The sequence below is a fragment of the Isoptericola variabilis 225 genome, assembly GCF_000215105.1.
In the GTDB taxonomy this organism is placed as follows: domain Bacteria; phylum Actinomycetota; class Actinomycetes; order Actinomycetales; family Cellulomonadaceae; genus Isoptericola; species Isoptericola variabilis_A.
In genome coordinates, this window is the sequence record NC_015588.1 from 3,207,500 (window position 1) to 3,222,514 (window position 15,015).

Genomic DNA, 15,015 nt, shown 5'->3' on the forward strand with positions numbered 1-15,015 from the left:
CTCGACGCTACTGCCGTCCGAGTCCTCTCACCCTCTCAGCGGTCAGGCCGCGGAGCCCGTTCGTGCGGTCGAGCTCCGCCGTGAGCAGCAGCGGGTGACCGTCGACGGTGACCAGCGTCTCCCACTCCGCGCCGTCGACCTCGACGGGCGCGACGTCGCCCGTGGTGAGGTCCACCGCGACGAGGGCGGTCCCGACGCGGCCCGACGCCATGTCGTGCGTCGTCGCGGACAGCAGCGCCGTCCTGCCGTCGGTCGCGGCCCCGGTCGCGGGTACGAGGATCGCGCCGGGGTCGGTGAACTCGCCCGAGGTCCGCCACCGCTCGGCCCCGGTGCGCAGGTCGAGCGCCAGCAGGCCGTCGAAGCCGCCGACCAGGAAGACCCCGTCGGCGCGCACGATCGCGTTCGCGTACGGGACGGAGACCCTCCACAGCTCGGAGCCGTCGCGGTCGACCGCGACCATCGAGCCGTCGTGCGTGTCGACCAGCACGACGTCGGTGGGAGCGCCGTCGGTGGCCCTCGGGACGACGATCGTGCCGACGACCTCGAGCACGACCTCGCCCTCGTCGTCGACCAGGCGGCTGCGGCCCTCGTCGTCGGTCGCGACGACGCCGCCGTCGGGGTACGGCATGCGGCCCCCGACGCCGTACCAGCCGAAGCCCGTCCGGACGTCCCCGGACGCCTCCGTGAGGTCCGTCCCGTCGGCGGCCGTGGCGACGTCGACCCCGCAGTGGGAGTGCTCGACGACCAGGGGCGACGCGACGAGCTGCCCCCGCCCGAACTCGGCGACGATCACGTCCCCGTCCTCGAGGATCCCGTGAGAGCACTCCCACAGCTGGCTGACCGGGGTGAACGGCGCGTCGAGCTCCACGACCACCTCGCCCGTCGTGGCGTCCTCGAGGCGCAGCACCGCGAGCAGCCCTCCCGCGGCCGGCTCGACCATGACGTCCTCGGCCCCGTACGCCGCGTCGAGCGTCCGCTCCCCGACGACGTCGGGCGCCGACCCGTCGACCTCGTCACCCGGGACCAGGTCGAACGTGTAGGGGTCGGGTGCGCCTCGCCGTCGAGCCACCTCACGAATCTACCGCCGGGCTACCGCCTGCGGGTCGCCTGCGTGACGACGAGCTCGAGCAGCGCGGCGTTGGCGCGCTTGCGCCGGTCGGCCGGGTCGGTGGTCAGCCGGTCGCCGCCGCCCGACGCGCCGCGCGGGGTCGTCGCGGGGGTCGTGGGGCGGGGGTTCGTGGCGCGGGTGGTCGTGGGGTGGACGGCCGCGGCGCGACGGGCCGTGGTCGAGGGGGTCGCCTCCATGGCGGGCTCCTTCCGTGGGGACCTCGTGGGTGCCTGGAGCCATCGTGCGCCGCGGAGGTTTCGGCGGCGTTGCCGCGCGGGTACGGGCGGGTGACCCCGCCGCGCGCAGCATGCCGTTGCGCTTCATGCCGTCGTACTGCGTCTGGCTCGAGGTCTCGAACAGCACCGTGGCGCTGCCGCGCAGCGCGAACGAACCGAGCGCCGTGCCCGGCAGGTTCGTGTCCTGCGGGTAGAGCGTGACCGCGCCGAAGCCCGACCTGCCCTGGTTCTGGAGCGCCTTGTAGACCGCGACGTTGGCCCGCTTGGACGCGTCCATGTCGAACTTCGGCCAGTCGCCGAACTCGCTCGGGTCGTCGATGAACCGCGCCGAGATCGACAGCGGCGACATGCTCTCGAGGTCCTCGGTGGCGTAGCAGGACCACTGGTTGTGGAGGTCCACGAAGTAGTCGACCGTGCCGAACTCGGCCTCGAGGCCCCGGTAGACCTCGCGGACCGTCTGCGCCTCGGGCGTGACGTACCAGCCCGTGTCGGCGCTCGTGCCCGGGAAGTCCTCGGGCGCCTCGGCGGGCTCGAGGTCGGTGCTCATGAGCCGCATGGTGGCACGGGGACGGCCCGGATCCGGGTCGTACACTCCCGGGGTGACCGCCCCGACCCCGCCCCCCGACACCGCGTCGAGGGTCCTCGGCGTCGCCGCGGCCGTGACGGGCGGGTTCGGCGCCGCGGTGCAGAGCCGCGTCAACGGCACGCTGGCCGAGCACGTGGGCAGCGGGTTCGGCGCGGCGGTGATCTCGTTCGGGTCGGGCCTCGTGTGGCTCACGCTCGCGCTCGCGTGCTGGCCCGCGGCCCGGGCCGCCGTCGGGCACGTCGTCGGGCGCCTGCGGGGCGGCGGCCTGCGCTGGTGGGAGCTGCTCGGCGGTGCGTGCGGCGGCTTCTACGTCGCCGCGCAGGGCCTCACGGTCGGCACGCTGGGCGTCGCGCTGTTCATGGTCGCGATCGTGGCGGGCCAGTCCGTGAGCTCGCTCCTGGTCGACCGGCTCGGGCTCGCGCCGGGCGGCGTCCGGCTCGTCACGCTCGGCCGGGCGCTCGGCCCCGCGCTCACCGTCGTCGCCGTCGCGATCGCGGTCTCCGGCTCGGTGGGCTCGACGGCGGCGCTCGGGCTCGCGGTCGTGCCGTTCGTCGCGGGCGCGCTCCAGTCCTGGCAGCAGGCCATGAACGGCCGCATCCGCGCGGCCGCGGTGGAGCAGGGCGGTGCGGGCGGCCGCATGGCCGGCGCGTTCGGCGCCGTCGGGGCGGCGACGTTCGTCAACTTCGTCGTCGGGACCGCCGCCCTGCTCGCGGCGTTCGCCGTCTCGGTCGCACTCGAGGGGTGGCCCGCGGGGGCGCTGCCCTCGGACCTGCCGCTCGACCTCCTGCTCTACTCGGGCGGCCTCATCGGCATCGTGTTCATCGCAATCCAGGCGGCCGTCGTGCAGCGCATCGGCGTGCTGCTGCTCGCGCTCGGCATGATCGCCGGCCAGGTCGTCGGCGCGCTCGTGCTCGACGTCGTCGTGCCCGACGCCGCGCCGCCCGGCCCGGCGACCTACCTCGGGGCCGGCCTCACGCTCGTCGCCGTGGCGGTCCCCGTCGTCGAGAGCCGGCTGCGCCGCCGTCGCGCCTGACTCCGCCGCGCGCGTGCGAGTGCCCGGCGCCCGGGTGACGGTGAAGTCACCGACAGGAAGGAGTCGCCATGGAAAGCGTCACCAAGTCGATCGACGTCGACGTCCCCGTCACCACCGCGTACAACCAGTGGACGCAGTTCGAGGACTTCCCGCACTTCATGGAGGGCGTGGAGGAGGTGCGTCAGATCACCGACACGACGACACACTGGCGGACGAAGATCGGCGGCGTCGAGCGCGAGTTCGACGCGGAGATCACCGAGCAGCACCCGGACGAGCGCGTCGCCTGGCGCAGCACCAGCGGTCCGGACCAGGCCGGCGTCGTCACCTTCCACCGGCTGAGCGACACGTCCACGCGCGTCACCGTCCAGATGGACTGGGACCCGGAGGGCTTCACCGAGAAGGTCGGCGCCGCGCTCAACTTCGACGACCGGCGCGTCCAGGGTGACCTCGAGCGGTTCAAGGAGTTCATCGAGCGTCGTGGCACCGAGACCGGTGCCTGGCGCGGCGACGTGAGCTGACCGAGCACGCGCACCGACGGCCGGCCACCCCGCTCCCCCTCCCGGGAGCGCGAGGTGGCCGGCCGTCGGCGTGCGGGTCAGCCCGTCAGGTCACCCGTGGAACGGGATCTGCTGCTGCGGGTTGAACTCCTTGTAGGTGTTCGGCTTCTGCTTGCCGACCCCCGCGGCGTCGGCGATCCGCAGGACGTCGAAGCCCTGCTGGATGTCGTTCGAGTAGACGTACCCGTTGTAGTAGTACGCCGACCACGAGCCGCCGAGGATGAGCCGCTCGTTCGACAGCGGACCCCGGTCGAACCACGCGATCTCGGTCGGTTTCTCCGAGTCGGTGAAGTCGAACACCGAGATGCCGCCCTGGTACCAGGCCTGGACCATGATGTCCTTGCCCTTGACCGGGATGAGCGAGCCGTTGTGGGCCACGCAGTTCTCGGTGTTGGTGTTCGTCCGCCGAATCTTGTAGTAGCTGCGGAACTCGAGCTCGCCGTCGACGATGTCGTAGATGGCGTTGGCGCCGCGCTTCTCGCCGACCGTCGGGTTGCAGGTGGCCGCGCCGCCGCCGCCGAGCTCGTCGGTGAAGACGACCTTGGTGCCGTCGTTGTTGAACGTGGCCGAGTGCCAGAACGCGAAGTTCTCGGTGTCGCGCACGCTCGAGATCACGACGGGGTTCTCACGGTCGGAGATGTCCATGAGGATGCCGTCGCCCATGCAGGCGCCCGCGGCGAGGTCGAGCTTCACGTACGTCGTGATGTCGTGGCAGCCGGACGTGGCCGACTTGCCCGGAGCGCCCTCGTAGCCGCCGTCCGGGAACAGCACGGGCGTCGCGACGACCTCGGCCGTCTCGGGCGCCTTGACCGGGATCTTGACGATCGAGATCAGGTCGTGCGGCGGCTGGCAGTTCACCAGGTTGACGTTGGGCGAGTACGAGGACACGTACGCGTAGAGCGTCCGGCCGTCCTTGCTCGGCGCGAGCGAGTGCGTGTGCGAGCCGCACGCGGTCTCGACCGACGTCACGTACTCGGGCGCCGTCGGGTCGGACACGTCGAAGATCTTCAGACCCTCCCAGTACGGGCTGGTCGTGTCGCTGCCCGGCACGCCCTGGTTCTCGCACGAGTCGTTGGTGCGGCGCGAGTCGGTCGACAGCACGAGGATGTCGCCGTAGACCGAGATGTCGTTCTGCGAGCCGGGGCACAGCACCTGGACGACCTGCTCCGGCGCGGCCGGGTCGCTGACGTCGTACACCGTGAAGCCGTTGTAGTTGCCCGCGAACGCGTAGTCGCCCTGGAACGCCATGTCCGAGCTGTACGCGCTCTCGGCCGTGAAGTGGCCGTTCTTGGGGATGTTGGCCAGCAGCTCCATGTTGACGGAGTCCATGCTGCCGGGCTGGGTCAGGTCCACGGGCGTCGTCGAGTCGTCCAGGGCCACGATGCCCTGGGCGGGGAGCTCGGCACCGTCGCCGGGCTCGGCGAACACGGGTCCCGCGGCCGCGAGGGACCCCACGGCGAGCGCTCCGGCCAGGGATCCGGCCGCGAGCGCACGTCGTCTGTGGATCGTTGTCATTCGACGCACAGGCGTCACACCTCCTTGGTAGGGTGCCCCCACTCTGGCGGAATGTGACCTGCGCCACCAGAGGACACGGCAAAAATTTACGAGGCGGTGACAGTGGACGTGGATCTTCCTCCCAGCCACGACGTGGCGAGGCGTGCCCGACGGCGGTGGTCCGCCCCGGCGTGGGTCCTCGTGCCCGGCGTGCTCGTCGCGGGGCTGGCGGGCTGCACGGGCGACGACGCCGCGGCGAGCTCGACGCCGTCGAGCGTCGTGCTGCAGCCCGGCCGGCCCGGCGAGCCCGCCACGACGGTCGCGCCGGAGGACTTCGTCCCCGACGACAGCACGGCCCCGCGGTGGAACCAGGCCGACGCGGACTTCGTGACGCACATGATCACGCACCACCTGCAGGCGCTCGAGATGGCGGAGCTCGCGGTCGACCGGGCCGAGCACGAGCAGGTGAAGGCCATCGCGTCGCGCATCTACGACACGCAGGGGGCCGAGATCCACGGGCTCGCCGCCTGGCTCGCCGAGCGGGACCTGCCGGTCCCGGCCGACGTCGAGCAGCTCGACGGGTCGGGGCCGCGCGCGCCCGGCGGCGGCCACGCGGGCCACGGCGACCACGGCGACCACGGCGACATGCCGGGCATGATCGGCGCGGAGCAGATGGCGGCGCTCGAGGCGGCGTCGGGCCCCCAGTTCGACCGGCTCTTCCTCGAGGCGATGATCGAGCACCACGAGGGCGCGGTCGACATGGCGGTCACGGTGCTCACCTCGGGCGAGGACCTGCGCACCGAGGAGCTCGCCAACGACATCGGCGCCGGCCAGGCGGCGGAGATCGCGCGGCTCCAGGACATCCTCGACGCGCTGTGACGCGCGTCAGGGCGCGGTGACGAACACGTCGAACAGCTCGGGGTGGTGGCCGTGCACGAGCACGGCGAACACCACGACGTCGAACAGCAGGTGCACCGTCACGACGTAGGTGAGGGACTTGTACCGGCTGAAGATCCACGCCTGCACGAGCGCGAACGGGATCGTCAGCGCCGGGCCCCACTCGCGGTAGCCCAGCTCCCAGAGGAACGAGACGAACACCATCGCCTGCAGCACGTTGGCCGTCTGCATCCCGAAGTGCCGGCGCAGCAGCGCGAAGACCGTGCAGATGAAGAACAGCTCGTCCCAGATGCCCACCGCGTTGACGCCGACGAACAGGCGCGCGACGTCGCCCGAGCGCTCGAGGTCCGGCCAGTTGAGGTAGGCGCCCGAGCCGAGGAAGTACCACGGCAGCACGAGGTAGCCGATGACGACGACCGCCACGAGGTAGAGGATCTGGCCGCGGCTCCAGCGCCGGCCCGTGGCGACCGGGAAGCGCACGGCGCCCGCACCGCCGTCGTCCCGGTACACGTAGCGCGAGACCGCCCAGGGCACGAGCACCGCGAGCGAGAGGACGACCGCGAACCGGACCATCCCGGCGTCGGACAGGTCGGCCTCGAGCGAGATGGTCGAGATGATCGCCATGCCGCCCGCGACGAGCACGAGGTCGCGGCCGAGCCGCCGGTCGACGGCCAGCCCGAGCGCGACGCCCGCCACGAGCGGCACGTACGCGAGCGGGCGGACGTGCACCGCGAACAGCAGGATCGCGGACGCGCACACGAGGGTGGCGGCGGTCAGGCGCAGCACGGCTCGGGGCACGCGCCGACCCTACCGGCGGACGTGCGAAGTCACCCGACCGGGGAGACGGTGGAGTGGTCCGACCCCACCCGCCGGAGGGAGAGCGACATGCCCGGCAAGGACCACGGCCCGTCGGTCAAGGACGACGAGCTGTACGAGAAGCTCCGCGACGAGGGCGAGAGCAAGGAGAAGGCGGCGCGCATCGCCAACGCGTCGGCGTCACGCGGGCGCAAGGACGTCGGCCGCGAGGGCGGTCGCTCGCCGTCGTACGAGGACTGGACGGTCGACGACCTGCGCGAGCGCGCCGCGGAGCTCGGCGTCGAGGGCCGGTCGTCCATGACCAAGGACGAGCTGATCGACGCGCTGCGCCACCATTGACGCGGACTGTCAGAGGCGGCCGCCAGGATGGAGCCCATGGCCACGACCGACGACGCCGTCAGACACGCCCTGCACCAGTACCTCCAGCGCACGCGCGAGGCGCTGGTGTGGAAGCTCGAGGGGCTCTCCGAGCGCGAGGCGCGCTGGCCGCGCACGCCCACGGGGACGAACCTCCTCGGCCTCGTGAAGCACGCCGCGGGGATCGAGATCGACTACTTCGGCGTGACGTTCGGGCGCCCGTGGCCCGAGCCGGACGAGGTGCCGTGGCTCGAGTGGAGCGAGGAGGACCCGAACGCGGACCTCTACGCGACGGCCGACGAGTCGATCACCGACGTCGTCGACCTGTACCGGCGCGTGTGGGAGTTCGCCGACGAGACCATCACGACGCTGCCCCTCGGCACCGCGGGCCACGTGCCGTGGTGGCCCGAGGGCTCGGACGCGAGCCTGCTCCGGATCCTCGTGCACGTCAACGCCGACCTCACGCGGCACGCCGGCCAGGCGGACATCCTGCGCGAGCTGCACGACGGCGCGGCCGGCCTCGCGCGCGACAACACCAACCTGCCGGGGTGGGACGCCGCCGCGTGGGCCGCCCACGTGGCACGGCTGCGCACCCTGGCCGAGAGCTTCGGAGAGTGAGATGCCTCCCACCTACCCGCGCATCCTCTCGGTCGTGCTCGACACGACCGACGCGCGCGCCCTGGCCGAGTTCTACCGGCAGATGTTCGGGCTGACGTACCGCGCCGGAGACCAGCCGCCCGCCCCGGGCGAGCCGGACCCGAACGGCGAGGACTGGCTCGTGCTCACGGGCCCCGAGGGCCTCCGCCTCGCGTTCCAGCAGGTCGCGGACCTGCGACGGTCGACGTGGCCGGAGCCGGACGTGCCGCAGCAGCTCCACCTCGACACCGCGGTGGACGACCGCACGGAGCTCGACCGGCACCACCAGCGGGCGCTCGCGCTCGGGGCGACGCTGCTGCGGGACCGCTCGGACGACCCCGAGGAGCCGCTGCGCGTCTACGCCGACCCGCAGGGTCACCCGTTCTGCCTCTTCGTGGGGTGACGCCGGGGCCGGGGAAGCGGCTGGGAGAATGGGCCGGTGCAGTGCGACCACTTCGACGCCGGACGGTGCCACTCGTGCACCCTCCTGCAGGTCGCGTACCCCACCCAGGTCCGTGAGAAGGCCGACCACGTCCGCACGCTGCTCGCCGGGTACGACGACGTCGCGTGGCTGCCACCGGTCACGAGCGCCGAGTCGGGCTTCCGCAACAAGGCCAAGATGGTCGTCAGCGGGACGGTCGAGGAGCCTGTGCTCGGCATCCTCGGCGCCGCCGGCGGCCCGTTCGAGGGCCGCGGCATCGACCTCACCGACTGCGGCCTGTACCCGCCCGCGCTCCAGGCGGCGTTCCCGGTGCTCGGCGAGCTCGTCACGCGCGCTCAGGTCCGCCCGTACGACCTGTCGCCCGAGGGCCCCGACGGGGGCGCCGCACGCCGGCGCCGACGGGAGACGCCGCGCGAGGCGGCGCGCCGGGGCGAGCTCAAGCACGTCCTCGTGACGCTCTCGCCCGACGGCGAGCTCATGGTGCGGCTCGTGCTGCGCTCGCAGGAGCCCGTGGCGCGGATCCGCAAGCACCTGCCGTGGCTGCTCGAGGCGCTGCCGCAGGTCGCGGTGGTGAGCGTCAACATCCAGCCGGCGCACGCCGCGGTGCTCGAGGGCGAGCTCGAGATCGTGCTCACCGAGCGCGAGACGCTGCCGATGCGGCTCGACGGCATCACGCTGCACCTGCGCCCGCAGAGCTTCTTCCAGACCAACACCGAGGTCGCCGCGGCCCTGTACCGGCAGGCGCGCGACTGGGTCGACGAGGTCGCCCCCGCCGTCCTGTGGGACCTGTACTGCGGCGTCGGCGGGTTCGCGCTGCACTGCGCGGCGCCCGGCCGTGCGGTGCGCGGGATCGAGATCTCGGCCGAGGCCGTCGCGTCGGCGACCACGACGGCGCGCGAGCTGGCGACGCTGCCCCGCTCCGCCGTCGTCGGCGGGCACGACGCCGCGTGGTGGCGCGAGGCGATGCGCGACGTGCGGTTCGAGGCCGCCGACGCGACCACCGTCGTGTCAGAAAGCGGGTGGGCCGGAGCCCACCAGGCTTCTGACACGCCGGAGATGGTCGTGGTCAACCCGCCGCGACGCGGCATCGGCTCGGACCTGGCGCGGTGGCTCGAGGCCTCGGGCGTGTGTCACGTGCTCTACTCGAGCTGCAACGCCACGACGCTCGCCAAGGACCTCGCCGAGATGCCGTCGCTCCGGCCGCGGCGGGCGCGCCTGCTCGACATGTTCCCCCAGACCAGCCACTACGAGGTGCTCGTGCTGCTCGAGCGCGCGTAGGTGTCGGACACGTCATCGGCGTGTAAATCTGCGACCTCGACGGTTCCCTTGAGGAAAAGTTCCGCCTACGCTCGGGCCAACCGCATCCCCGCAGCGTCGCGACCGTGCGGCGTCGGCCCGACCCCGGGCCTGCGCGGGGAACCCGAGCAGGAGGTCGTAGTGAGAAGACAGCTCGCTGGATCCACCGTCGCGTCCGCCGCCCTCGCGGGGCTCGTGCTGGCCGGGGCGCTCGCGCCGTCGGCGACGGCCGCACCGCCGGAGATGCCCGGCAAGGACCTGTCCAAGCACGTCACGGGCGAGCGGGTGTTCAAGCACCTCGAGGCGTTCCAGGCGATCGCGGACGCCCACGGCGGCAACCGCGCGATGGGCACGTCCGGGTACGAGGCCTCGGCCGAGTACGTCGAGTCGGTGCTGCGCAAGTCCGGCTACACGCCCGAGCGTCAGTACTTCACGTTCGAGCAGGACGTCGTCGACGCCCTCGCGCTCACCGCCGCGGGCATCGAGGTGCCCGGGCCGCTCTACCCCGCCGAGTTCTCGCCGCAGACGCCGCAGGGCGGCGTGACGGGCCCCATCGTCCAGCCGTCCGACGCGATGAAGCACGGGTGCACGGCCGCGGACTGGGCCGGCGTCGACGCCACCGGCGGCGTCGCGCTGGTGAGCCGCGGGAGCTGCGCGTTCTCGGTCAAGGTGCTCACGGCGTCGGCCGCCGGCGCCGAGGCCGTCATCATCTACAACAACGTCTCGGGCCCGCTGAACCCGACGCTCGGCGCCGAGGACCCGGCCTACGTGCCGGCCGTCGGCATCAGCCTCGAGGCCGGTCAGGCGATCCTCGCCGCGCTCGCCGACGGCGGCGACCCCGTCGCGACGTACGACTACCAGTCGCACGTCGAGGAGTTCGAGTCCTTCAACGTGCTGGCCTCCACGCGCACCGGCGACCCCGACAACGTCGTCATGCTGGGCGCGCACCTCGACAGCGTCGAGGACGGCCCCGGCATCAACGACAACGGCACCGGGTCCGCCGCGATCCTCGAGACCGCGGTCCAGCTCGCCCGCTCCGGCCCGCTGAACAACCAGGTCCGGTTCGCGTGGTGGGGCGCCGAGGAGCTGGGGCTCATCGGGTCGACCCACTACGTGAACGACCTCGTGGCCAACGACCCCGAGGAGCTCGACCGGATCGCGACCTACCTCAACTTCGACATGGTCGGGTCGCCGAACTACACGATCGGCGTCTACGACGCGAACGAGTCGACCTACGACGCGCCCGTGCCCGTGCCCGCCGGCTCCGTCGAGACCGAGGCCGTCTTCACCGACTACTTCGACTCGATCGGCCAGCCGTGGGTCGACTCGGAGTTCTCCGGGCGGTCCGACTACCAGGCGTTCATCAACAACGGCATCCCGGCGTCCGGCCTGTTCACCGGCGCGGACGGCATCAAGACCGAGGAGGAGGCCGCGATCTTCGGCGGCACCGCCGGCATCCGGCTCGACCCGAACTACCACACCCCGGCCGACGACATCACCAACGTCGACAAGACCGCGCTCGACATCATGTCGCGCGCGATCGGCCACGCCGCGCAGAAGCTCGCGTGGAGCACCGAGGCGATCAACGGCGTCGTGCCGGGCGGCCCCGGCAACAGCTGAGCGAGGTCGTGTGCCATGACCGACGGCGGTCGCCCCACTCGGGGCGGCCGTCGTCGCGTTCCGGGGTGCGCTCCCCCGGCGGGTCAGCGCGGGGCGAGGACGGAGACCAGCGCGGCGGACGGCTGCGTGCCCGGGGGGCCGGTGACGTCGACGACGACGCTGCCGTCGCGGATGCCGAGGGTCCGGACGTACCACGTGCCGTCGCCGCCCCGGGTCACGAGGGTCCGCGCGGTGCCGGTGACGGCGGTGATCTCGGCACCGTCGCCCCGCGCGACGACGCGGAACACGCCCACTCCCCTGACCTCGAGCGTCACCTGCGCGACGGCCGGGGTCTCGGGCGTCGGATCGGGGCTCGGCGTCGGGGTGGGCGTCGGGCCGGGCGCCGCGCTCGGGGTGGGCGACGGCGCGGGCTCGGGGGCCGGCGGCGGCACGACGGCGGGCCCGGGCGTCCGGTCCGGCGTCGGCTCGGGCGCCGGGTCCGACGACGGCGTCGCGGGCTCGCGTGCGGGCGCGGGCTCAGGGGCGGGCGCGGGCGCACGCGACGGCTCCGCGGCCGGCTCGTCCGACGGCAGGTCCGACGGCTCCGGGACGGGCGCCTCGGGCGTGCTCGGCGCCGGGGCCGCCGGGGCGGGTGCCGGAGCCTGGGCCGGGGCCTCGGCCGCGGGCGGCGCGGGCTCGTCCGCCCCCGGCGGCGCGGGCTCCCCTCCGCCCGCGACGGCGACCGCGACCGCGGCGACCGCGACGACCGCCGCACCCGACGCGACGCCCACCGTCCCCGACCGCCCGAGCTGCCGGAACCCGCGCGTCAACCACTCCCACGCGGCCCCGGCGCCGACTCCCGCGGAGCCGAGCCACGCGAACGCGCCGACGCCCGACGACGCCGCGCCGCCGACGCCGATGACCACCGGCGCGGCCGCGGCCAGGCCGACAACGCCCGCGAGCAGCGCCGGTGCGGCGTCGCGCAGGGCCCAGGCGGCCTGGCGGATGTCGATGAACGCGCGCATGCAGTCCTCGCACGAGAACAGGTGGTTCTCGAGCGCCTCGCGACGGCGCGTGGCGAGCCTGTGGCGCACGTAGTCCTGCAGCGCGGAGCGCGTGTCGAGGCACCCGGGCGCGCACGAGCGCGCGTGCGCGGCCGCGAAGCCCGTCGCGAGCCGCTCCTCGGCACGGCGCAGACGGTGCTGCACGGCACGCGCGTGGAGCGCGCGCTCCTGCGCGATGGCCTCGACCCCGCGCCCGTGGACGTGCACGTCCCACAGGAGCTGCTGGTCGTCGTGCGGCAGCGTCGCCAGCGCGGTCCGCAGGACGTCCGGGTCGGCTGTCCCGGGCGCGCCGGGGCCGTCCTGGCGTCCTGCGGCAACGGCCGCCTCGCGCATCGATCGCAACGCTTCGTCGACGGCGCGAGGCCGGGCCGCGCGCGTCTCGAGAGCGGTCACGGTCGTCCTTCCCTGGTGTGGCGGCCCCATGATGCCAGGGCGCCAGGGAGCCCACGCAAGTCCCCGACGTGCGAGCACGTAGATGTGGTGCGAACGTGAAGATCGTCAGCCGGACGAAGGGGGATTCACTCCATGGGCATCATCGCGTTCATCATCCTGGGTCTGATCGCGGGCGCCATCGCCCGCCTGATCCTTCCGGGCCGGCAGCCGGGAGGCTGGTTCGTCACACTGATCCTCGGTGTGATCGGCGCCATCCTCGGCGGCTGGCTGGGCTCGCTCCTGTTCGACCGAGGACTCGAGGAGTTCTGGTCGATCCAGACGTGGCTCCTCGCCATCGCAGGCTCGATCATCGTCCTGCTGATCTACGGCGCCATCGTGGGCCGTCGCTCGCACACCTGACGGCGGCGGCGACGACCCACGTCGACCGGTCGGCCTCGCGTCAGGCCGGGTCGGCCACCGGCACCCGCGCACCCTCGTGGTGCGCGGGTGCCGTCGTCTGCGCCCCGCGCACGAGCGCGTACAGGTCCTTGGGGTCCTCGGGCTCGGCGACGAGGTCGAGGTGCTGCAGCAGCCCGGGCTCGGTCGCCAGCACGTCGTCGCGCACGTGACGGAGGACCGACCAGTCCTCGACGGCGAAGCCGACCGAGTCCCACAGCGTGAGCTCGTCCGGGGCGACGCGCCCGGGCTTCCGGCCGGTGACGACCTCCCACAGCTCGGTCACCGGGAAGTCGGGGGCCATCTGCTGGATCTCGCCCTCGATCCGCGTCTGCGGCGCGTACTCGACGAACACCGAGGCGCGCTCGACGATCGCACGGTCGAGCTCGGTCTTGCCCGGGCAGTCGCCGCCGATCGCGTTGAGGTGGACGCCCGGCGCGGCCAGATGGCGCACCATGTCGTCGGTGAGCACCGTCGCGTTGGCCTTGTCGGCCGTGCAGGTCGTCACGATGTCGGCGCCGTCGACGGCGTCGGCCGCGCTGCGGGCCGCGCGCACGTCGAACCCGAGCTCGCGCGCGTTGCGCACGAACTTCTCGACGGCGTCCGGGTCGACGTCCCACGCCGTGAGCCGGTCGACGCCGAGCGCCGCCCGCATGCCGAGCGACTGGAACTCCGACTGCGAGCCCGTGCCGATGAGCGCCATCGTGCGCGAGTCCGGGCGTGCGAGGTGGCGCGCGGCGAGCGCCGACGCCGCGGCCGTGCGCAGCGCGGTGAGCAGCGTCATCTCGGCGAGGAACGTCGGGTAGCCGTTGTGGACGTCGGCGAGCACGCCGAACGCCGTGACCGTCTGGTAGCCGCGCGACGGGTTGAGCGGGTGGCCGTTGACGAACTTGAAGCCGTAGGTGACGTCGTCCGACGTCGGCATGAGCTCGATGACGCCGTCGCGCGAGTGGGACGCGACGCGCGGGCGCTTGTCGAGCTCCTCCCAGCGCGCGACGTCGCGCTCGAGCGCGTCGGTGAGGTCGGCGATCACGGCCTGCGGGCCGCGTCGGGCGACCCAGCGGGCCGTGCTCGCGACGTCGAGGAACGGGACGGTGGTCATGCGCGGTCCTCCCTGGTGGTCTCGCCGGCGGCGGTGCGCTCGACGGCGGGGCGCAGCTCGAGCGTGCAGCACTTGACCGAGCCGCCGCCCTTGAGCAGCTCGGACAGGTCGACGCCGACGGGCACGTAGCCGTGCTCGCGCAGCTGCGCGTGCATCCCGGTGGCGCGGTCGGTGAGGAAGACGTGGAGCCCGTCGGACACGGCGTTGAGGCCGAGCACGGCGGCGTCCGTTTCTGTCGCGACGATCGCGTCGGGGTACCGCTCGCGCAGCACCTCCTGCGACGCGGGGCTGAACGCCTCGGGGTAGTAGGCGATCGTCGGCGAGGCCCCGGTGGTGTCGAGGACCGCGAGCGCCGTGTCGAGGTGGTAGAACCGCGGGTCGACGAGCTCGAGTGTGAGCACCTCGACGCCCAGCAGGCGGCCGGCCTCCTCGTGCGCGGCCCGGCTCGTGCGGAAGCCGGTGCCTGCGAGCAGGACGTCGCCCGCGAAGAGGAGGTCGCCCTCGCCCTCGTTGGTGTCGCTCGCCTGGCCCAGGCTGACGAGACCGTGCTCGGCGCCGGCGGAGGCGAACCACGCCTCGTACGCGACGCCCTCGGGCTGCCGCTCGGGGAACGTGAAGCGCGCCGCGAGAGCCTTGCCGCCGACGACGGTGCCGCCGTTCGCGGCGTAGACCATGTCGGGCAGGCCCGGCTCGGGGTCGATGACGTCCACGCGGTGGCCGTGCGCCTCGTAGGCGGCCTTGAGGCTGTCCCACTGCGCGAGGGCACGGTCGCGGTCGACCGGCACCGACAGGTCCATCCACGGGTTGATCGCGTAGACGACGTCGAAGTAGGTGGGCGGGCACATGAGGAAGTGGCGCGGCGTCGCGCTGCGGGTCAGGGTGGCGGGCGCGGGCGCGGCCGAGGTGACCGGCAGGTCGGTGGTGGTGGCCGCCGGTGGTGTGGTGAGCGTCATACCGCGGAACC

General features: G+C 73.2%; 16 protein-coding genes. 9 read left to right on the forward strand and 7 right to left on the reverse strand.

The genetic code is table 11. The features are described from left to right. Positions 1-7 precede the first annotated feature (7 nt). Positions 8-1,069 carry a PQQ-binding-like beta-propeller repeat protein gene (locus tag ISOVA_RS14760; RefSeq protein ID WP_013839998.1) on the reverse strand — a complete coding sequence of 354 codons (1,062 nt, stop codon included), beginning with the start codon at positions 1,067-1,069 and terminating at the stop codon, positions 8-10. Positions 1,070-1,078: 9 nt separating this feature from the next. Beyond that, positions 1,079-1,891 (reverse strand): hypothetical protein, encoded by an 813-nt coding sequence (locus ISOVA_RS17035; protein WP_221927823.1) that lies wholly within the window; start codon positions 1,889-1,891, stop codon positions 1,079-1,081. Between the two features lie 52 nt (positions 1,892-1,943). Between ISOVA_RS17035 and ISOVA_RS14770 the strand changes: the two genes are divergently transcribed. Together ISOVA_RS14770 and ISOVA_RS14775 are read left to right on the forward strand one after the other, a co-directional pair. Continuing rightward, a complete protein-coding gene (locus ISOVA_RS14770) occupies positions 1,944-2,963 on the forward strand; it encodes a DMT family transporter (protein ID WP_013839999.1) in 1,020 nt (339 codons plus the stop codon). A gap of 68 nt (positions 2,964-3,031) precedes the next feature. Next, positions 3,032-3,481, forward strand: a complete 450-nt coding sequence (locus ISOVA_RS14775; protein WP_013840000.1) for an SRPBCC family protein — start codon at positions 3,032-3,034, stop codon at positions 3,479-3,481. 90 nt (positions 3,482-3,571) lie between these two features. Here the strand turns inward: ISOVA_RS14775 and ISOVA_RS14780 are convergent, their stop codons facing one another. Continuing rightward, positions 3,572-5,035, reverse strand: coding sequence for an LVIVD repeat-containing protein (locus ISOVA_RS14780; protein ID WP_081474882.1), 1,464 nt, complete (start codon positions 5,033-5,035; stop codon positions 3,572-3,574). Between the two features lie 108 nt (positions 5,036-5,143). Between ISOVA_RS14780 and ISOVA_RS14785 the strand changes: the two genes are divergently transcribed. Further along, a complete protein-coding gene (locus tag ISOVA_RS14785) occupies positions 5,144-5,893 on the forward strand; it encodes a DUF305 domain-containing protein (protein WP_221927824.1) in 750 nt (249 codons plus the stop codon). Between the two features lie 6 nt (positions 5,894-5,899). Here the strand turns inward: ISOVA_RS14785 and ISOVA_RS14790 are convergent, their stop codons facing one another. Beyond that, complete coding sequence (locus ISOVA_RS14790) at positions 5,900-6,709, reverse strand: CPBP family glutamic-type intramembrane protease (protein ID WP_013840003.1); 810 nt, start codon at positions 6,707-6,709, stop codon at positions 5,900-5,902. A gap of 87 nt (positions 6,710-6,796) precedes the next feature. On the opposite strand from ISOVA_RS14790, the gene ISOVA_RS14795 reads away from it, so the two are divergent. From ISOVA_RS14795 to ISOVA_RS14815, 5 genes are all read left to right on the forward strand, one after another. Then, a complete protein-coding gene (locus ISOVA_RS14795) occupies positions 6,797-7,066 on the forward strand; it encodes a DUF7218 family protein (protein WP_013840004.1) in 270 nt (89 codons plus the stop codon). A 36-nt stretch (positions 7,067-7,102) separates the two neighbouring features. After that, positions 7,103-7,702, forward strand: coding sequence for a DinB family protein (locus tag ISOVA_RS14800; protein WP_013840005.1), 600 nt, complete (start codon positions 7,103-7,105; stop codon positions 7,700-7,702). Between the two features lies 1 nt (position 7,703). Continuing rightward, entirely contained in the window at positions 7,704-8,123 is a 420-nt protein-coding gene (locus tag ISOVA_RS14805) for a VOC family protein (protein ID WP_013840006.1), read from the forward strand. 36 nt (positions 8,124-8,159) lie between these two features. Beyond that, the gene (rlmC, locus tag ISOVA_RS14810; RefSeq protein WP_013840007.1) at positions 8,160-9,440 is read left to right on the forward strand and encodes a 23S rRNA (uracil(747)-C(5))-methyltransferase RlmC; all 1,281 of its coding nucleotides are present in this window, start codon (positions 8,160-8,162) and stop codon (positions 9,438-9,440) included. 159 nt (positions 9,441-9,599) lie between these two features. Then, entirely contained in the window at positions 9,600-11,078 is a 1,479-nt protein-coding gene (locus ISOVA_RS14815; protein WP_013840008.1) for a M20/M25/M40 family metallo-hydrolase, read from the forward strand. A gap of 83 nt (positions 11,079-11,161) precedes the next feature. Here ISOVA_RS14815 and ISOVA_RS15750 read toward each other — a convergent pair whose 3' ends face one another. Further along, entirely contained in the window at positions 11,162-12,454 is a 1,293-nt protein-coding gene (locus tag ISOVA_RS15750; RefSeq protein WP_049788376.1) for a zf-HC2 domain-containing protein, read from the reverse strand. Between the two features lie 192 nt (positions 12,455-12,646). Here ISOVA_RS15750 and ISOVA_RS14825 point away from each other — a divergent pair, with 192 nt between their 5' ends. Further along, complete coding sequence (locus ISOVA_RS14825; RefSeq protein WP_013840010.1) at positions 12,647-12,913, forward strand: GlsB/YeaQ/YmgE family stress response membrane protein; 267 nt, start codon at positions 12,647-12,649, stop codon at positions 12,911-12,913. Positions 12,914-12,953: 40 nt separating this feature from the next. Here the strand turns inward: ISOVA_RS14825 and ISOVA_RS14830 are convergent, their stop codons facing one another. Together ISOVA_RS14830 and ddaH are read right to left on the reverse strand one after the other, a co-directional pair. Then, the gene (locus ISOVA_RS14830; RefSeq protein WP_013840011.1) at positions 12,954-14,051 is read right to left on the reverse strand and encodes an ornithine cyclodeaminase; all 1,098 of its coding nucleotides are present in this window, start codon (positions 14,049-14,051) and stop codon (positions 12,954-12,956) included. After that, positions 14,048-15,004, reverse strand: coding sequence for a dimethylargininase (gene ddaH, locus ISOVA_RS14835; RefSeq protein ID WP_013840012.1), 957 nt, complete (start codon positions 15,002-15,004; stop codon positions 14,048-14,050). Before ddaH ends, ISOVA_RS14830 begins: the two co-directional genes overlap by 4 nt. Positions 15,005-15,015: the final 11 nt, after the last annotated feature.